Below are 17,510 nucleotides of genomic sequence, written 5' to 3'. Positions count from 1 at the left end.
CGCGTGGATACGCTTAGGGCATGACTCTCGCGCTCGTCACCGGCTCAACCTCCGGCCTCGGCCTCGAATTTGCGTGGCAGCTCGCCGGCAGCGGTCACGACCTCGTGCTCGTGGCCCGAAATGAAGATCGCCTCGCCGCCGTCGCCGCCCAGATTGAGGCGGTGTCCGGCGTACGCGTGAACATCCTTCCGGCGGATATCTCCGTTCAGGCCGATGTTGAGCGTGTGGCGCGCCGCTTGCTTGATCCCGTGGACCCCATCGGCCTGCTCGTGAATAACACGGGGCACTCGGTGCGCGCGTCCTTTCTGGAGGGGGAAATCGAGGAGTTTCTCGAAGAGGTCGATTTTGATGTGCGCGCGACCTTAATCCTCGCGCACGCTGCGGCAACAGCAATGACGCGCAAGGGGTCCGGCGCAATCCTCAACGTGTCGTCGATGGCGGGCTTTACCGCCACAAACCTCTCGGCGGCGGCGAAGAGCTGGGTGGTCATTTTCACGGAGTATCTCGCCCAAGAACTCGAAGGGACGGGCGTGAGCGCGACCGTGCTGATTCCCGGATTTGTGCACACGGAAAGTCACCACAACGCCGCCGTCAATATGGATGGTGCGCCGCGCGTGACGTGGCTCAAGGCGCCATTCGTGGTGCAGCACGCTCTCAAGGATGTTTCGGCGGGTGAGGTTGTCTCGATTCCGTCGCTCGCCTACAACTCTGAGGCACTTGAAAAGGCAACGCCGAAGGCAATTAGGCGTGCCCTCCAAAGCGAGCCGATTGCGCAAGCGATGAACAGGGTGCGCGTCCATAAAGTTGAGCGAGCGGCCGCGCGCAGGTCGGTCGTCGATCGGTTGCTGCGCAAGCGTCGGGACTAACCTCGCCCTTTCCGTGCTCCCGCCGCAGCGGTGGGAGGAGTTGTGCCGTGGCTTCTACGGCTGGTTCACGGCGAACGTGTCGCAGGCCTTGGAGGTTCCCTCGTTGTAGCCCTTCACGAACCAGTTCCGGCGCTGCTCGGAGGAACCGTGTGTCCACGTGTCGGGCATGACCTGGCCACCCGTGACCTCGCCCTGGATGTGGTCGTCGCCCACGGCGCTTGCGGCACTGAGGGCGTCGTCAACGTCCTTGTCGGTAAGAGGCTCGAGCATCGTCGTGCCTTCGTCATCAACCGTGGTTGCCGCATGGTGCGCCCACATGCCCGCGTAGCAGTCGGCCTGAAGCTCGAGACGCACCTGATCCGAGTCGGGGCCGGTTCCCGAGCGATCGATGCGCTGCATCGTGCCGTCAAGCTTCTGGATGTGGTGCCCGTACTCATGTGCCACGACGTAGGCCTTCGCGAGTTGGCCGCTGCTCGCCCCGAAACGTGAACTGAGCTGCTCATAGAACGAGGTGTCCACGTAGATCGTGGAATCGGCGGGGCAGTAGAACGGACCCGTCGCGGAGGTCGCGGGGCCGCAGCCCGTGTTGACCGAGTCGGTGAACACCACCGCTTGTGGCTCTTGGAACTGGAACCCGGCCTCCTTGGCCTGGCTGGCCCACAGTGAGTCGGCGGATTCGACGGTTGCTTGCACGAGACAGTCGTCGTTCTCGTTCGCATCGGCACCGGTCTGGCATTCCTCGAGAACAGCTCCCTGCTGGGGCTGCTGCTGAGAGCTTGGAGCGGGGGCCTGGCCGCCACCAAGAAGCATTGACGGGTCGACGCCAAGGAAGAGCATCACGATGACGAGAACGAGCGTGCCGAGGCCGCCGCCACCGAGGGCGATCGCCCCTCCGCGGCGCATGCCACCACCGCCACCCGAACGGCGGCGGGTGTTATCGGAGCGAATCTCGGAATTGGGGTTGAAGGTCATGTCGCCAATGTACCGTTTCGCCCCGGAGTTTCCCCTGGAATTGCGGTCTACGGGAGTGAGGAATGTTTGGCGTGCTCTCGACCCTTTAGACTAGTTACGGTTCCGTAGCCTACGGTTCCGTATCCGACGCGAAAGCACCGTTTTCATGCCCACTTCCTTGCGCGAATACACAAGCCCACTTCTCGTTGAGCCGAATGGCGTTGAGCGCCTCACCGACCTCTTTGTGAACCGTGAGAGCGAGGCGCCCGGCCATATCGCGTTCCAGGTTCCAACTGGTACAGACGCCGCCGGAGCGACCACGTGGAGCGACGTGACCACCAAGGAGTTTTTCACCTCCGCACGTGCGCTTGCGCGGCACTTCATCGCCGCGGGCATCAAACCGGGTGACGCAATCTCGATCATGGGCCCCACACGCTACGAATGGGTGCTTGCCGATATCGCTGCGCTCTGGTCCGGTGCCATCGTCGTGCCGATCTACGACACGAGCGCCCCATCCCAGGTCAAGGCGATCGTGGAAGACGCGGGGATCACACGCGCCGTTGCCGGCACCGCACAACAGGCCGAGTCACTCGCGGGTGCCCTCGGCGGCGCGGATCGTGTATGGACCATGGAGCGCACCCCGGGCTACGAGTGCGTGAGCGACCTCGTGAAGCGCGAGCCGGAACCGCCCGTGAGCGACGCCGATCTCGAAAGCGCCCGCACGTCCCGCATGCTCGAGGACATTGCGACGATCGTCTATACCTCGGGGACCACGAGCGACCCGAAGGGTGTGCAGCTCACGCACGGCAATTTCGTGGCCCAACTCCAGAACATCGGCGTGTCGCACGGGGACGTGCTCAACGAGCGCGGGTCAACGATCCTCTTCCTTCCGCTTTCGCACGTGCTCGCGCGCGGCGTTCAGCTCATTTGCCTGGCGCTTGGCATGCGCGTTGCTCACCTTTCGGATACCTCGCGCATCATTCCCACGTTCACGGAAATCCAACCGACGTTCGTGATGGTGGTGCCGCGTGTGCTTGAGAAGATCCTCAACGCCGTGGCCGCGCAAGCCGATAAAAAACACGTGGGGCGCCTGTGGAAGGACGCGCGTGAGACCGCGGTGCGAATCGGCATGATCGGCGAAGGCTTCCACGAGCGCGAGCGCCCGAGACTCCCGTTGCGCCTCGCCGCGAAGCGTGCCCTTTACGAACGCCTTTTTTATCGCACGATTCGCCGCTTGCTCGGTGGAAACATCCACTACATTCTGTGCGGGGGTGCGAAACTCCACCCCTCGCTCGCGCTCGCGTTTCGCGGCTTCGGTATCCCGATCATCGAAGGGTACGGCCTCACGGAAACGACCGCTCCGATCGCCGCGAACCGCCCGGGAGACCTCACCGCGGGGAGTGTGGGCGTTCCCGTTCCCGGCACCACGATTCGCATTAGCGAAGAAGGGGAAGTGCTCGCGAAGGGCCCCGGGGTTTCGCCCGGGTACAGGAATGCTGAACACACGGCGGCGGCATATTCCGACGGTTTCTTGCGAACCGGCGATCTTGGAAGCCTCGATAGCTCCGGCCGCCTTACCCTCAGTGGCCGTTCCAAGGACGTGATCGTGACCTCTGGCGGAAAGACCATTGAGCCAGCGGGGTGGGAAGGCGCCGTCGAGCAGCACCCGAGCGTGGCCTACGCGGTCGCCGTGGGCGATGATCGCCCGTACCTTACGGCGCTGCTCATCCAGCAATCGGAAGACGACGACAATGGCGGCGACGATATCGAGATCATTGAAAATCCCAAGCTCATCGCGGAGATCCTCCCGTACCTCGAGAACGCCAACCTCGACGTGTCGCGAACGGAACGCATCAAGAAGTTTGCGCTCGTGAAGGCGAACCTCGCCGATCCGAATCTCGTGACGCCTTCGCTTAAGCTGCGTCGCACGGTCTTCCTCGAGAAGGCTAAGGCCGCGATCGAGGAGCTGTATGAAAAGGCACCGAAGCCTACGATCCACGAGATCGTGAAGCGCGAGATCGCGGAGAAAGCGTCGGAAATCAAGGCAAAAACGAGCGGCAAGGCCCACAAGGACGGCTCGTCGAACGACGAGTGAGCGCACCGGGGCACGTACACTGGGACGGTTGCGCGCACGCGCCTAGGCGCATGAGGAGGAGGGATCTGACGTGAACGTCGTTGAATGGGCGATCAGCATCATGAGTTCGATGGGGGGCATCGGCGTGATGCTTCTGCTGCTGCTCGAATGCGTGTTCCCGCCGATCCCTTCGGAGGTGATCCTCCCGCTCGCGGGCGTGACGGCCGGCACTGGCGAGCATTCGTATTGGGTGCTGCTTCTCTGGTCGGTGATCGGCTCGACCCTCGGCGCCTACATTCTCTATGGTCTCGGTCGCATCCTTGGCCCCGAACGCACGCGCACCCTCTTCATTAAGCTCCCCCTCATCAACGTCGAGGACTACGAGAAAACGAACGCCTGGGTCGATAAGCACGGCATGCAGGGCGTGTTCTTCGGGCGCTTCATCCCCGGCATCCGCTCGCTCATTTCGATCCCCGCGGGCATGTTCGCGATGAAGTTGCCCATGTTTACGCTGCTAACGGCCCTGGGAAGTGCGATCTGGAATTCCATCTTCCTTGCGTTCGGCTATTTCCTTGGCACACAGTGGCACGTGATCGAGCCCTACACGGATATCTTCTCGAAGGTCTGCTACGTGCTCGTGATTCTCGTGGTGCTCTACTTCTTCGTGAAGCTCATTCTCCGCGAGCGTCGCCGCAAGCGGCTCGGCCTGCCCGATCCCGACGACGCTGAACAGATGCGCGAACGCACGAACTCATGACCGAAAAGCGCGAGGTCGGCGTCGGCCCGTGGGAAGGCCCGTGGCCGAAGGAGCCTCATTTTGATCCGGCGCTGCTTGAGGCCGGCGACCGTCGGAACGTTCCCGACCGCTACCGGTACTGGCGCCGCGAGGCGATCATGGCGGATCTTGACGCCCATCACCGCAACGATTTGCACGTGGCGATCGAGAACATCGACCACGATTTCAATATCGGGTCGATCGTGCGCACGGCGAACGCGTTCGGAGTCGCGGCTTTTCATATCGTGGGCAAGAAACGATGGAATCGGCGCGGAGCGATGGTCACGGATCGCTACCAGCACGAATTTCATCACGCGAGCCCCGAGGAGTTCCTCGCGTGGGCCCACGCCAACGGCCGGGCGGTCGTTGCGGTCGATATAGTTCCGGGCGCCGTACCCCTCGAACACACCCGCCTTCCAGAAAACGCCGTGCTCGTGTTCGGCGAAGAGGGCGGGGGAGTGTCATCGCCGCTGCTTGAGGCCGCCGATCTCATCGTCGGCATTTCCCAGTTTGGCAGTACCCGCTCGATCAACGTGGGGCACGCCGCGGCGATCGTGATGCACACGTGGGTCACGCAGCATGTCGACGTCCCGCGCGATCTATCGCGCTAGCTTCGCCACGCTCATGTGTGGTCAGAAACGACTCTGACCTGGACAGTAGGGTGAAAAAGCAACGGCGCAGACCGCCGAACACCCGATCCATGGTTAGGAGCACACCATGAGCATTACCGTGAAAGCCCTCCAAAAGACCGGCCCGGAAGAGCCTTTCAAGGTTGTCAATATTGAACGCCGCGAGCCGCAGGGCACCGATGTTCTCATCGACATTAAGGCCGCCGGCGTGTGCCACAGCGACATTCACACGATCCGAAACGAGTGGGGTCCCGCGAAGTTCCCTCTTGCGGTAGGGCACGAAATCGCTGGCGTCGTGGAGGCCGTCGGCCCCGAAGTCACGAAATACAAGGTTGGCGACCGCGTGGGCGTCGGTTGCCTCGTGGGCTCGTGCGGCGAGTGCGAGCAATGCGAGAAGGGCTTCGAGAACAACTGCCTCAATGGCGCAATCGGCACCTATAACGCGATCGATGAAGACGGAACGGTCACGCAGGGTGGCTACTCGCAGAAGGTCACGGTGCGCGAGCGTTTCGTGTGCCGCATCCCCGATTCACTCGACTTTGATGTGGCCGCGCCCCTCCTGTGTGCAGGCATCACGACCTACTCGCCGCTGGCGACGTGGGAGGTGGGCGAAGGCCAGAAGGTCGCTGTCGCAGGTCTCGGCGGACTCGGCCACATGGGCGTCCAGATCGCCGCGGCGAAAGGCGCCGAGGTAAGCGTCATTTCTCGCTCGCGTAAGAAGGAAGAGGACGCACTCTCGCTCGGTGCGAAGGAACTTCTTGCGACCGGTGAGGACGAGAACTTCTTCGAGACCCACAAGGGCAAGTTCGACTTCATCCTCAACACGATCAGCGCAGAATTCGACCTCCCGGGCTTCATGGGGCTTCTCAAGCCGGGCGGGACAATGGTGCTCGTAGGCCTTCCTCCCGAGGGTATGCCGATCCCCACCCGTGCCCTCACGGGCGGTCGCAAAGTTCTCGCAGGCTCGAACATTGGCGGGCTCCCCGAGACGCAGGACATGCTCGACTTCTGTGGAGAGCACAACATCGGCGCGAAGATTGAGGTCCTCGGCGTGAACGACGTTGATGAGGCCTACGATCGTGTCGTCAGGGGCGACGTGCACTTCCGCTTCGTGATCGACACCTCGACGTTTGACGAAGCCGAGGTCGAAGAGGTCTGAGCCCCGCTCAGTCTTCCCCGATTTCTACGAGTCCCGATTCATAGGCGGCCACGACGATCTGCGTGCGGTCACGAAGGCCGAGTTTTTGCAGAATGTGGGACACGTGGGTTTTCACGGTGGGCTCCGCGAGAAACATCGTGGAGCCCACCTCGGCGTTCGAGAGGCCCTTGGCAACGAGGCGGGCAACTTCGCGCTCGCGGTCCGTGAGGGAGGCGATGGCCTCGGTAAGGGCGGGGTCGGTCCGACGCTGGCTGCGCGCAAACGCTCCGAAATCCTCAATCACTTTTCGCGTAATGGACGGGGCGAGAAGCGCGCCACCGCGATGGACTTTTCGCACGGCGTCGACGAGCTCATCCACCTCGGCGTCTTTCAGGAGGAAGCCGCTCGCGCCGCCCTTGAGGGCAGTAAACACGTAGTCGTCGGCGTCGAAGGTCGTGAGGATGATGGTGCGTGGTGCAGGGTCGAGGCCCGCGCGGAAAATCTCCTCCATTGCGGCGAGCCCATCGAGGTTCGGCATACGGATGTCCATGAGGATGATGTCGGGCCGGTTCTTGAGTGCAACGTCGATGGCTTCGCGTCCATCGGCGGCGGTCCCGACGACGTCGATGTCTGCTTGGGCCGCGAGGAGTGCCTCGAAGCCGGCGCGCACCATGGGCTGGTCGTCCGCGATCATGACGCGGATGGGGGAGTTCTCGCTCATGTCTTAAGCGTAGGGGAGGGGAAGCTGCCCCACGCGGATATCGGCTCATCCGGAAGTATTGTGCGCGTGAGACACGAGAGTGATGTGGACACCCCCGCTCGACCTTTACGGTTAACCCATGACAAGAACAGTGGCGGAGGAGCGTGGCACAGACGTGGTCGCGCCGTGGTCGAAAGCGCCGCTCAGAGCGCATGCGAAGCAACTGGGCCGCGACTTTCTCTACGTGTTTCCGAGCCTCGTTCTTGGACTTCTCGTGGGGGGCGCGCTTTTTGCACTTGGCTTTCTCAGCCTCTTTGCGCTTGCCTTCCTCCTCATTGGTCTTCTGTTCTTGCCGGGCATCCTGCTTGCGGGCGGCTTCGCCGCTGACCTCACGAGAACTCGCGCCAACGTGTGGAGAGGCGACAAGAAGCTCCAGCCACGGACAAAAATCCCCGAGTTTCACTCGTTCGCCGACTATTTTCGGCTCCTTGGGAACCTACGGCTTTGGCTCGACTATCTCAGCGAGGCGCTTGTACTGAACTCCGTGCGCGTGGGCACCGCCGTAGTCCTCGGCGCCCAAGTGCTCTTTGCCCTGTTGTGCGGTCTTCTCTTCCCGTTCGTGACGCTCATCGATCTTTCATACGAATCGGGGATTACCGCTCCCATCGTCCGAGGCCTTGGCCCGAGCGTTGATCTCGAGCCTTATGCGGTGACGCTCTCCGTCATTGATTCAGCAATCTACGCACTCGTGGGGCTCGTGCTCCTCGCTCTGCTGCCGTTCACCCTCCACCTCGCCGCACGTATCGAGAACACCCTCGCGCGCGAGATTCTCGAGGGTGACTCGTTTGCGACAATCAGCTTCAAAGGATGGGCGACCGCGGTGATCGCGGTCATCGCGCCGATCCACATCACCATCTCGGGTGACGGTGCCCTGTGGGATCGCGTCGCGCCGCGCTATCTCGCGTTCGGGCTGTTCACGATCCCCGTCACCGGGCTGTTCTTCGGTTTGCTCATGCTTTCCTGGGGGCTCGCGTTTGTTCTGCTCGTGCGACGGCCGAGGTTCGGAGCCATATTCACATGCGCACCATTTCTCGGCACCTATGGCACCTCCCTCGTTCTCGCGACCGTGTTTGCCGGTGACCGGGTGCTGATGCCCGGCTCGGAGGTGCCGCTCTTGCTCGGCGGGCTCGCCCTCTTCACCTTGAGCCTCCACCGGAACATCAAACGAAGCACGGCGTTATTTGCGGCGCTGAGCGTGATCGCGCTAATAGGAACGATCGTTCGGTGTGTGTGGCTGTATCAGCAGCCCTCACCCCCCGCGGACTTCCTCCAATGGAGCCTGTTCGTTTTGGGATTCACGATCGTGTTGTGGATCGTCTCCGCAGCGCTCGGATACGGCTTTCGCTGGCTCGCCGATTCCGCGCGCGTCGCCTCGCGTGAACGGTCTGCGCGCCGCGAAGCCGAAGAGCGCCAGGAACGCGCCTTCGCCGAAAGCGCCGAGCTCGCCGAACGTGCCCGCATCGCGCGCGAAATGCACGATGTCGTCGCCCATTCGATGTCGGTCATCAGCGTCCAAGCACAAACCGCGCCCTACCGCCTCACGCAATCAGAGCTCGACGACGCCACACGTGCCGAATTCGCCTCGATCGCCGTGACTTCTCGCAACGCCCTTCGAGAAATGCGCGCGCTCCTCACCATGCTGCGCGGAACGGAGCCCGAAGAAGGCGCCACGAGAGCCCCGCAACCCGAGCTCAAGGACCTGCCCGCGCTCGTGGAACGCTCGCGCGAGACTGGCGCCCACGTGAGTCTCAGCGTGCCGAAAACGGGGATCCCCCAGGTGCCGGCCACCGTCGGACTTGCCCTCTATCGCGCCGCCCAAGAGGGCCTCGCCAACGCGCTCAGGCACGCGCCCGGAAGCGACATTCACATCACGCTTATGACGAGTGAACATGTCACCGGCATCGACGTCATCAATACCGCACCGCCCGAGGACTTCGAACCCGCTCCAGGCTCCGGCATGGGACTGCGGGGCGTGCGCGAAAGAGCCCACGCGCTCGGTGGAACCGTGAACGCCGGGGCGCTTTCCGACGGTTCCTACAGCCTCATCGTGCGGATTCCTCACGCCGACCAGTAAACAGCCGTCGGACCGCTCGCACCCCACCGAGCATTCGTGTGGCCCGGATCTCATGATTCTCGCGGAAGCGGGCCCATCCTCGGGGCGTCCCGTGCGACGTGTGGAAGAATGAAAGGGCAAACGCAACGTGGATCTGCGCGGTACACGGGTGCCCGCGATCCCCACTCGAAGGAGCACACATGCCTGTTGCAACCCCGGAACAGTTCAACGAAATGATCGACCGCGCGAAGGAAGGCAAGTTCGCCTATCCCGCGATCAACGTATCGAGCTCGCAGACCGCGATCGCCGCACTCCAGGGCTTCGTCGAAGCCGAGTCGGACGGCATCATCCAGGTCTCCGTGGGCGGCGCTGAGTACCTCTCCGGCTCGACCGTCAAGAACCGCGTTCGCGGCTCGGTTGCCCTCGCAAAGTTCATCCACGAGGTTGCTGAGGACTACAACGTCACGGTTGGCGTTCACACCGACCACTGCGCGAAGCAGAACCTCGAGAGCTGGGTTGAGCCGCTCATCGAGTGGGACCTCAACGAGCGCGTTAACAAGGGCCTGAACCCCCTGTTTACCTCGCACATGTGGGACGGCTCGGCCGTTCCGGTCGACGAAAACCTCGAGATCGCGAAGCGTCTCCTCGAGAAGACCGTTGAGGCAAAGAAGGTCCTCGAGATCGAGGTCGGCGTCGTGGGTGGCGAGGAAGACGGCTACTCGGCAGATGTCGACGAGTCGAAGCTCTTCTCGACCCCCGAAGACGGCCTCAAGACCGCCGAGGCTCTCGGCCTTGGCGAGAACGGTCGCTACATCACCGCTCTGACCTTCGGCAACGTGCACGGCGTGTACAAGCCGGGCAACGTTCGCCTGACTCCGTCGATCCTCCTCGACATCCAGAAGGCCGTTGGCGAGAAGTACGGCAAGGACATGCCGTTCGACCTCGTGATGCACGGTGGCTCGGGCTCGACCCTCGAAGAGATCCAGGAAGCTGTGGACAACGGTGTCATCAAGATGAACGTCGACACCGATACCCAGTACGCGTTCTCGCGTCCCGTTGCGGGCCACATGCTCGAGAACTACGAAGGCGTCCTCAAGATCGACGGCGAGGTCGGCAACAAGAAGATGTACGACCCGCGCTCGTGGGGCAAGAAGGCTGAGGCCGGTATGGCGAAGCGCGTCGTTGAGGCGTGCGAGAACCTCCGCTCGGCAGGCCACAAGATGTGATCGTCGCCTGACGTCAACGAAGCGCCCCTTCCCGGGAAATCGGGGAGGGGCGCTTCATACGTTCCTCAGGGTTTTAGCCGACGCTCCCCGGATCATCGCCGGCGCTTGAATGGTTGAGGTCGGGGCCGATCGTGAACCACTCGCCGCTCACGCCGTGTATGCACGTGATCGATTTGTCGTCGTCGTTTGCGGTGCATGCGATCCCGCCATAGCGCACAGCGGTGCCCACCTCGAGGGTTTTCACGGAGTTGACGTCAATGCGGTACGAGTTTTGAACCTCGGGAACCTCGTCGTTACTCGAGACTTCCCCACCGCTGATGTTGTAGCTGAAGCTCGCGACGGGATCGGGATCGCCCACGCGTTCACAGTCTGCTGAGGGTTCGTTGAAATGGTCATTCGGATACATCGTGCACAGGATGCCGTGACCGTTGGTGAAGGCGAAGGAGGGCTCTCCCTCCATCGCGCTCGACACATCGGTCATGTCTTCCGCCGATACCGAGACCGCGTCAAAGGTGACGGGAACGCCATCCGTACCCATAGCGAACGTCGATTCGAGGACCTCGCACTGCATGAGGGCGAACTCTTTCGAGGACGGCCCGAGGCTGATCTCTTTGCAAGCAGGGTTGCCGTTGAGGGTGATGGTGGAGGAAGCCTGGCACGCGTCGTCTCCGTTTTCGCGCGCGTTCCACTCGTACTCATCGGAATTACCCCATCTGCCGCATAGACGTGCGTGGTTGTCTTCGCTCGGGGAGTGTGCATTGAGCTCTTCGAGAGTGTCGGCGCGGCCGGTGCGGACGACCTTCGTCCCGTCGTCATTGAGGCTCCAGCGGGAGAAAGCGGTATATGGATCGCTTTCGCCGCCGAGGATGATTGGCGGTCGACCGTCGGGATAAAAATTTCGAGGATCGGGGGACTTCTCCTTCATGAGGATTTCACCGCCCTCGGTGCTCACGATCTCAAATCGCTCGAATCCCTTGGAGTCGCCGGCCGTCGTGCTGTAACGCTCCCGGTAGTTTGCAGACGAGAGCGCGCCGAGCTGGGTGACCTCACCATCGACGATGCCGAGCGCAAGATACCCCTGTTCGTATGTTTGATCTGCGGCAGGAAAGGCGCATTCGAAGCTGACGATCGCGATCTCCTGGGCCGGATCGCCAAGTTTCACGAACAGAGGTTTTTCGGTATTCCCGGGAACGAAGACATCGTATGTTTCTTCGTCGACGTCATAGGGGTAATAGATCTCGACATCAACCGTGCCGTTACCGTTCTTGACCCTGAGAGTCTCCGGCTCATCCATGTGGGGGCAGCGATCAAAGTTCGCGATGGTCGTGTTTTCGAAGTCGACCGTTGAAAGCGTGGAAGCGGAATCGGGAGGTGCGGAGCTAGAGCCCTTCCCAGGCGGCGAGTGCTGCGAAAGCGCGCCGCACGCGGGAAGCACCGCGAGCATGAACGCTGCAGCAAGGGCGAGCAGAGGGCGGGCGGCGGCGGTAGAGCGGGGCACGTCGGGCCTCCTTTGGTGCAGTTATGCCCTCGATGGTACAGCCGAGAGCGGCCGCTAGGGGCCCGGGTTCGCGAGTACGCGAAAAATCAGATCACGCGCGTATCGCCCGTCGAGATGATCTCCTTGCCGAAGGGGAAGCACGTGATGGGGATGAGCTTGATATTGGCCCAGGCGAGCGGGAGGCCGATGATCGTCACAGCCTGCGCGAGCGCGGTCACGACATGGCCCGCAGCGAGCCACAGGCCCGCGATGAGGAACCACACGATGTTGCCGAAGGTTCCGACCGCGCCAAGGGGCCGCACCTGCACGGCTTCGCGACCGAACGGGAAGATCACGTAGTTCGCGATGCGGAAGCTCGCCACGCCAAACGGAATCGTGACGATGAAGATGCACGCGATGATGCCCGCGAGGATGTACCCGAGCCACAGCCAAAGCCCGGCGGTAAGAACCCAAATGATGTTGAGAATGACGTTGATGATGGTGCGCATACCACCAACGTACTCCCCGAAACGAAAGAGTGCGAGGGCCGTCCGGGCCAGCGCGCTACGGCATTAGCGAGCGCCGTCCGTGGCATCGAGCGCAACCCACGGATCCGGCTCGTGAGTGAAACGATTGCGAAGGTCGCGGCGCACGATTTCAATACTCCACATCCAGATGATGTGGCCGAAGAACTCGCTCACGTGCTCCTGCCACGGCTGATCCCACGGCGCGGGCACCGTGCCGAGCGCAGGCATGAGCAGAACGTGGAAAACGACGTGGATGACGATGCCGAATGCTGCACCCTGCCACAAAGTGATCTTGGGGAAACGCTCAGCAACAACGCAGTAGAGAACCGCGAAAAAGATCGCAAAGCTGAAGTGGACGATGAAGCTCATGATTGGCAGGCCGTTGCCATTGAAATGAACGAGCGTGTGGGTGAAGTCCTCGCCGAATCCCAGTTGTTGTAGGAGCTGCTGCGGCGGGTTGGTGGCGTTGCGCTCGGGTGTGCGTGGTGGGAACGGCACCTCCCAGCCAAACTTCACGATTGCGGAGAACAAGCCGCCGATGAGGCCCACGAGGAGGGCGGTCGCGTAGCGGCGGCGAGAAGGATCGGTGGTCGAAGGAAGTGCCATGATTGCCTTTCGAATGTGGCCCGACGGTTGCCAGGCCACCGTCGGACTCAAAGGCGCACCCTGGGCGCGCGCCTTTTACACTAGCCACCCATGCACCCGGTAGGGAGGTCGAAAGTCCGCACGCCGTGAACCTCCGAGGATCAGGCGCGGACGCGGTTTCACAATGTGAGGGAAGCGCCCTTTGTCCTCGCATCGGGAGCCCGCGCGACTAGACTAGATCCGTTTTCAACGATCCGGAGGGCGAGGAAGGCGGAGCACGCGTGTCACAGTCGCAAGGCCTCTTGAGGGGAACGCCGTGGAAGGCAATTGTGCTCTTCTCGGTGCCGCTTTTGATCGGCAACGTCGTGCAGCAGCTCTACCAGTTCGTCGATGCCATGGTTGTGGGGCGCCACCTCGGCGTACTCGCACTCGCCTCGGTGGGCGCGAGCATGAGTCTCCTGTTTCTCATCACGGGCTTCGCGTGGGGCATGACAAGCGGCTTCGCGATTCCCGTTGCGCAGGCTTTTGGTGCGGATGACGTGAAAGGACTGCGACGCTCGGTTGCGGCCGGCGCCATCCTCTCTGCGCTTTCGAGCCTCGTGATGACTCTCGTGGGCACGATCTTCATTCGCCCGCTGCTCCAGATCATGCAGACTCCGCCCGAGCTTATGGACGATGCCGTAACGTTCGGGTTCTGGAGCTTCCTGTTCATGTTCACGCTCGTGTTCTTCAACTTTCTCGCGGCCATCATCCGCGCCGTGGGCGATTCACGCACCCCTCTCGTGTTTCTCGCGATCGCGTGCCTCCTCAACGTTGTTCTCGTCATTGTGTTCGTTGCGGTGCTCGAATGGGGAATCGCCGGCGCCGCCTTCGCCACGGCAGTCTCGCAGCTCGCGTCGGTGCTCCTGTGCGTGCTGTGGGTGCGCGCGCGCATTCCCGTGCTGCACATGAGCCTCGACGACTGGAAAGTCACGATGCCCGAGCTGCGCGAGCACCTCAACTTGGGCCTCCCGCTCGGCTTCCAGACCTCGGTGATCGCGATCGGCACGATCGCCGTTCAGGTGCGCCTGAATGACCTCGGCCCCGATGCTGTCGCCGCCTTTACGGCCGCCGGCCGGGTTGACGGTATCGCCGTCACCTTCCTTGCCTCGCTCGGTCTCGCAACCTCCACATTTGTGGCGCAGAACTATGGCGCGCGTCAGATAGAACGCGTCAAGCATGGCGTACGCCAAGCGCTCGTCGTGAGCGTGAGCGTGTCGATCGCGATCGGCCTCGCCCTCTTCCTGCTCGGCGGCGTGTTCGTGGAGCTCTTCATTGGAAGCGAGCAGCCGGTCGTGCTCAGCCTTGCGCACGACGCTCTCAAGATCTACTCGGTGGCCTACTGGACTCTCGGCATCCTGTTCGTTGTGCGCGGTTCGCTGCAGGGCCTTGGCCACATGAAGCCGCCGTTCTATTCGGGTATCGCCGAGCTTGTGATGCGCGTGTTCACCGCCGTGGTTCTCGGTGCCGCCTTCGGGTTCATCGGAGTCGCGTGGGGCGCTCCGCTCGCCTGGGTGGGATCGATTGCGCTTCTCATTCCTTCGTACATCGTGATCAGCCGCAAGCTCGAAGAGCGCACCTACCGTCAGGGCCCGCGCACTGAGGAGATCGAGGTTCTCTCCGCTCCTTTCCTCGCGGAGAAAGGCGTTGTTGCCGATCCCACGATCCTGCAGGGCGAGAGCTTCGAAGACGTGCGCACCGGTGCGATCCCGATCGTGCGCGACCGCGGTGAAACCGGGCAGTTTCCCGCGCTCGACGAAGCCGAGCTTTTCGATGCGGGGGAGCATCCATCCGAAGATTCGGAGAGTGAACAGCGGTAAAATCCCAGGTGTCGCGGGAGTGAGTGTTTACCAGGTTTTATGGTGCATACTTGCTGTGCCCCGGGCGGGGAGAGGACCCGCCACCGAGCAGAAAGGTTACCGTGTCCGCCAAACGCCGCACACTGACACCGCTCGTTGAAATTATCGACGAGATGCTCCTGATTTCCCGCCGCATCCAGGCGCTTACCGTTGACATCCCGGGCATGCGGGGACTTTCAACGGTTGAGGCGATGATCCTTCGACATATCGGGCGCACCCCGGGCATTACACCGGGGAAGGTCGCTGAGGACATCATTCTGCGCCCCTCGAATGCGAGCGCAGCGATTCGTGACCTCGAGGTCAATGGGCTCGTGGGGCGCGTGCCCGACATGGTTGACCGGCGCTCCAACCACCTTTTCATTACGGAAAAGGGCGAGCAGGCGGTCGCGGCCATGCACAAAGCCTGGGAAGAGTACTACTCGGGAGCCCTCGCCCCGGATGATCTCGAAGAAGCCCGCGCGGTCGTGCGCGCCATGGGCGAGCGGGTTCGTGCCTCGATGATGGGTGACGACCCAGAAAGTGATGCCGACTAGCGCGAGCGAGGCCCGCGGGCGTTGCCCATGACCTGCCGTAAAGCGGGAAGGACGTCGGCGAGGAACACTCCCGCCATGACGAAACCGATGACCTGAAGCATGATCGTGAAGGGGCCCATACCTCGGCCAAAGCCCGTGACCACACCGATCACGAGCGCGCCCGCCGTCATGAGCGTCCAGAAAGTCTTTGTCCGTTTGAAGGCCGCGTCGTAAGCGTTCGCGGGGAAGCGGAGCGCGTTGATAAGTGCCCATGCCTCGATCGCCACGAAAATGACGGCGAGGGCAAGGGACAGGTAATACGCGATGGTGTAGGTAATCACGGCTTCCTCTTACGGTCGGGATCGGTGCGATCGGTGATGAGAAGTTCAAGTGCTTCCGTTGAGGCGGGTGGCTCAACGGCCTTCATCTCGCGCGTGATGGGGCGCGGACCCACGATGTCGGAGTCGGCGACGACGATGAGGGAGGGCAAGAAACGGCGGGCGTCCGAACTGGGCAGGCCGGTCGCTTCGAGGAGATCAACCGCGAGGGCGCGCAGCTGAATCACGAGCGAGATGCCTTCGAAATGGCCGAGGCGTCCGACGGTTCCCTCCGCCGTCGCAAGCAGAGTTTCGGGAGTGAGGTGCGCACAAAAGAGGCGAAGTTTGCGCCTCGCCTGAGTGAAGTCAGCTTCCGTGTCGACCCCGGCCTGAATTTCGTCGATCGCGTTGACCGCCGCTGTGAGAGCTTCGGCAAGGTTCGGGAAGGTGTGGGGCTGCGTGACGCGCAAGAATTCGACTTCGCGCCGCGCGATGACGCGGGCGTTGCGCATGGCGCGGTCGCTGCCCACGAGGAGGTGCTGGACCCGGTTCACGTGCTTGTGGTGGCGGTGGAGCGTGGGGGAGTAGCTCGTGAGTTCGTTCGCGGTGTCGTTGGCAAGGGCCCACGCGTCCGTGTGCCGCTGGGAAGTGTTGCGGATTTGGGTAAGGGCTTTCGTCGCGAGTCGTGAATCGCCCTTCAACGCGGCCTCGCTCAGTTTCGTGAGTGCGTTCCTGAGTTCCTCGAAGAACTTGTCGGCAGCTTTTCGCTGCTCGTGGCGCGGGTCCCGGGAAAAAGCGATGTGCACGAGCAGGCCGAGGGAAATGCCCGTGATCGCGTCGAGGGCCCTGCCCTGGGGCGTCATCGTGGGAGTTTGCGGCAGGAGCAGCACGATCATGGACTGGATGCCCACCTGGATCGAAAAAATGACGCTCGCTTTAATGAATCGCGCAAGCATGAGCGAAACGAAAAGCGTGACGAACAGCTGCCAGGTTCCGGAGCCGATGAGCAGGCGCGCGATCTCCCCGAGGATGATTCCCGTAAAAACGCCCGTGCTCATGTCGATGCTTTTACGGATCTTCGTTTCGAGCGTGAGGCCGATGATGAGGAAGGCGGTAATACCCGAGTAGAACGGGGCGGGGTGGCCCCACAGGTGCTTGGAGAGCCAGTAGGCCGCCGCGGCCGTGAAGGCAGCGAGCAGAATTTGCCAGGCGCCATCGCTCGCGCGGGAAGCACCCGCGTGTAGCCAGTCGTTGAGCTTCGGGCTTTTCACGCCGCGGGCCTCCTCGCGGGCGCCACAGGTTCGTGAAGGCGCAGCTCGAGAAGCTTATCGATCTCAAACCATTCGCCGTCGCGACCCCCGCGCCCCACGATGAGGGGCGCGCTCTTTGGCTCGAGCGTGGCGCCCTTGAATCGGGTCATGAGGTCGCCCGGTGCAGAAAGGATGTAGTAGTGCCCCTCGGTATCGATGCCGACCGTACGATCGGACTTCAAATACCAGCCGACGTGAGTGGTTTTCACGGGCCGAGAGCCCCGGTAGGGAAGGGCGCGTAGGGGGTGCGGGTCAATCCCTGCTGCGCGAAAGCGCGCGATTCCCTCAAGAATGATCGCGGTGGCCTTCTCGTGTTCCTCGCGTTCAGCGCGGCGAAGATTGCGCTCTTGGACCTCGAAGATCTCCGTTTTGCGGGACTTCCACTCCTCGTCCACGTGGGGACTCCTCCTGA

Annotated in this window: 17 protein-coding genes; 9 read left to right on the top strand and 8 right to left on the bottom strand. The window is 62.4% G+C overall.

Annotation, left to right across the window (positions count from 1 at the left end):
* The first annotated feature begins 20 nt into the window (after nucleotides 1-20).
* A complete protein-coding gene (locus tag NBW56_RS04730; RefSeq protein ID WP_065248416.1) occupies nucleotides 21-866 on the top strand; it encodes an SDR family NAD(P)-dependent oxidoreductase in 846 nt (281 codons plus the stop codon).
* Between the two features lie 54 nt (nucleotides 867-920).
* On the opposite strand, the gene ypfJ is transcribed toward NBW56_RS04730, so the two are convergent.
* Nucleotides 921-1,838, bottom strand: a complete 918-nt coding sequence (ypfJ, locus tag NBW56_RS04725; RefSeq protein WP_250258162.1) for a KPN_02809 family neutral zinc metallopeptidase — start codon at nucleotides 1,836-1,838, stop codon at nucleotides 921-923.
* Between the two features lie 145 nt (nucleotides 1,839-1,983).
* On the opposite strand from ypfJ, the gene NBW56_RS04720 reads away from it, so the two are divergent.
* The 4 genes from NBW56_RS04720 to NBW56_RS04705 all read left to right on the top strand — a co-directional run bounded on the left by NBW56_RS04720 (nucleotide 1,984) and on the right by NBW56_RS04705 (nucleotide 6,454).
* On the top strand, nucleotides 1,984-3,912 hold the full coding sequence (locus NBW56_RS04720; RefSeq protein ID WP_250258161.1) for an AMP-dependent synthetase/ligase: 1,929 nt from the start codon (nucleotides 1,984-1,986) through the stop codon (nucleotides 3,910-3,912).
* 70 nt (nucleotides 3,913-3,982) lie between these two features.
* Nucleotides 3,983-4,648, top strand: coding sequence for a DedA family protein (locus NBW56_RS04715; protein ID WP_065248413.1), 666 nt, complete (start codon nucleotides 3,983-3,985; stop codon nucleotides 4,646-4,648).
* Nucleotides 4,645-5,277, top strand: coding sequence for a TrmH family RNA methyltransferase (locus NBW56_RS04710; protein WP_250258160.1), 633 nt, complete (start codon nucleotides 4,645-4,647; stop codon nucleotides 5,275-5,277). Before NBW56_RS04715 ends, NBW56_RS04710 begins: the two co-directional genes overlap by 4 nt.
* Nucleotides 5,278-5,383: 106 nt before the next feature.
* Nucleotides 5,384-6,454 carry an NAD(P)-dependent alcohol dehydrogenase gene (locus NBW56_RS04705; RefSeq protein ID WP_250258159.1) on the top strand — a complete coding sequence of 357 codons (1,071 nt, stop codon included), beginning with the start codon at nucleotides 5,384-5,386 and terminating at the stop codon, nucleotides 6,452-6,454.
* A 7-nt stretch (nucleotides 6,455-6,461) separates the two neighbouring features.
* Here the strand turns inward: NBW56_RS04705 and NBW56_RS04700 are convergent, their stop codons facing one another.
* A complete protein-coding gene (locus tag NBW56_RS04700; RefSeq protein ID WP_065248410.1) occupies nucleotides 6,462-7,154 on the bottom strand; it encodes a response regulator in 693 nt (230 codons plus the stop codon).
* Between the two features lie 118 nt (nucleotides 7,155-7,272).
* Between NBW56_RS04700 and NBW56_RS04695 the strand changes: the two genes are divergently transcribed.
* Together NBW56_RS04695 and fbaA are read left to right on the top strand one after the other, a co-directional pair.
* Nucleotides 7,273-9,267, top strand: a complete 1,995-nt coding sequence (locus tag NBW56_RS04695; protein WP_250258158.1) for a sensor histidine kinase — start codon at nucleotides 7,273-7,275, stop codon at nucleotides 9,265-9,267.
* Nucleotides 9,268-9,446: 179 nt separating this feature from the next.
* Entirely contained in the window at nucleotides 9,447-10,472 is a 1,026-nt protein-coding gene (fbaA, locus tag NBW56_RS04690) for a class II fructose-bisphosphate aldolase (RefSeq protein WP_250258157.1), read from the top strand.
* A 73-nt stretch (nucleotides 10,473-10,545) separates the two neighbouring features.
* Here the strand turns inward: fbaA and NBW56_RS04685 are convergent, their stop codons facing one another.
* The 3 genes from NBW56_RS04685 to NBW56_RS04675 all read right to left on the bottom strand — a co-directional run bounded on the left by NBW56_RS04685 (nucleotide 10,546) and on the right by NBW56_RS04675 (nucleotide 13,082).
* Nucleotides 10,546-11,970 carry a hypothetical protein gene (locus NBW56_RS04685; RefSeq protein ID WP_250258156.1) on the bottom strand — a complete coding sequence of 475 codons (1,425 nt, stop codon included), beginning with the start codon at nucleotides 11,968-11,970 and terminating at the stop codon, nucleotides 10,546-10,548.
* Nucleotides 11,971-12,056: 86 nt separating this feature from the next.
* Nucleotides 12,057-12,458 (bottom strand): YccF domain-containing protein, encoded by a 402-nt coding sequence (locus NBW56_RS04680; RefSeq protein ID WP_250258155.1) that lies wholly within the window; start codon nucleotides 12,456-12,458, stop codon nucleotides 12,057-12,059.
* Nucleotides 12,459-12,521: 63 nt separating this feature from the next.
* Entirely contained in the window at nucleotides 12,522-13,082 is a 561-nt protein-coding gene (locus tag NBW56_RS04675) for a YagU family protein (protein WP_065248406.1), read from the bottom strand.
* A 260-nt stretch (nucleotides 13,083-13,342) separates the two neighbouring features.
* Between NBW56_RS04675 and NBW56_RS04670 the strand changes: the two genes are divergently transcribed.
* Together NBW56_RS04670 and NBW56_RS04665 are read left to right on the top strand one after the other, a co-directional pair.
* Nucleotides 13,343-14,920, top strand: coding sequence for an MATE family efflux transporter (locus NBW56_RS04670; RefSeq protein WP_250258154.1), 1,578 nt, complete (start codon nucleotides 13,343-13,345; stop codon nucleotides 14,918-14,920).
* Between the two features lie 101 nt (nucleotides 14,921-15,021).
* On the top strand, nucleotides 15,022-15,492 hold the full coding sequence (locus tag NBW56_RS04665) for a MarR family winged helix-turn-helix transcriptional regulator (protein WP_250258153.1): 471 nt from the start codon (nucleotides 15,022-15,024) through the stop codon (nucleotides 15,490-15,492).
* Here NBW56_RS04665 and NBW56_RS04660 read toward each other — a convergent pair.
* From NBW56_RS04660 to NBW56_RS04650, 3 genes are read right to left on the bottom strand one after another with little or no spacing between them, the layout of a single operon-like run.
* Nucleotides 15,489-15,812, bottom strand: coding sequence for a DUF2516 family protein (locus NBW56_RS04660; RefSeq protein WP_065248403.1), 324 nt, complete (start codon nucleotides 15,810-15,812; stop codon nucleotides 15,489-15,491). The two genes, NBW56_RS04665 and NBW56_RS04660, sit on opposite strands and share 4 nt — an antisense overlap.
* The gene (locus NBW56_RS04655; RefSeq protein WP_250258151.1) at nucleotides 15,809-17,059 is read right to left on the bottom strand and encodes an FUSC family protein; all 1,251 of its coding nucleotides are present in this window, start codon (nucleotides 17,057-17,059) and stop codon (nucleotides 15,809-15,811) included. The genes NBW56_RS04660 and NBW56_RS04655 overlap by 4 nt, the downstream gene beginning before the upstream one ends.
* A complete protein-coding gene (locus NBW56_RS04650) occupies nucleotides 17,056-17,493 on the bottom strand; it encodes a hypothetical protein (protein WP_250258150.1) in 438 nt (145 codons plus the stop codon). The genes NBW56_RS04655 and NBW56_RS04650 overlap by 4 nt, the downstream gene beginning before the upstream one ends.
* Nucleotides 17,494-17,510 lie beyond the last annotated feature (17 nt).

The sequence above is a fragment of the Dermabacter sp. Marseille-Q3180 genome (genome assembly GCF_940792985.1).
Taxonomy (GTDB): Bacteria; Actinomycetota; Actinomycetes; order Actinomycetales; family Dermabacteraceae; genus Dermabacter; species Dermabacter vaginalis.
This window is presented reverse-complemented; position numbering and strand designations above follow the sequence as displayed.

Coding starts and splice junctions, on each gene's coding strand:
- NBW56_RS04730 (WP_065248416.1), top strand. CDS start 21: ATGACTCTCGCGCTCGTCACCGGCTCAACCTCCGGCCTCGGCCTCGAA.
- ypfJ (WP_250258162.1), bottom strand. CDS start 1,838: ATGACCTTCAACCCCAATTCCGAGATTCGCTCCGATAACACCCGCCGC.
- NBW56_RS04720 (WP_250258161.1), top strand. CDS start 1,984: ATGCCCACTTCCTTGCGCGAATACACAAGCCCACTTCTCGTTGAGCCG.
- NBW56_RS04710 (WP_250258160.1), top strand. CDS start 4,645: ATGACCGAAAAGCGCGAGGTCGGCGTCGGCCCGTGGGAAGGCCCGTGG.
- NBW56_RS04705 (WP_250258159.1), top strand. CDS start 5,384: ATGAGCATTACCGTGAAAGCCCTCCAAAAGACCGGCCCGGAAGAGCCT.
- NBW56_RS04700 (WP_065248410.1), bottom strand. CDS start 7,154: ATGAGCGAGAACTCCCCCATCCGCGTCATGATCGCGGACGACCAGCCC.
- NBW56_RS04695 (WP_250258158.1), top strand. CDS start 7,273: ATGACAAGAACAGTGGCGGAGGAGCGTGGCACAGACGTGGTCGCGCCG.
- fbaA (WP_250258157.1), top strand. CDS start 9,447: ATGCCTGTTGCAACCCCGGAACAGTTCAACGAAATGATCGACCGCGCG.
- NBW56_RS04680 (WP_250258155.1), bottom strand. CDS start 12,458: ATGCGCACCATCATCAACGTCATTCTCAACATCATTTGGGTTCTTACC.
- NBW56_RS04675 (WP_065248406.1), bottom strand. CDS start 13,082: ATGGCACTTCCTTCGACCACCGATCCTTCTCGCCGCCGCTACGCGACC.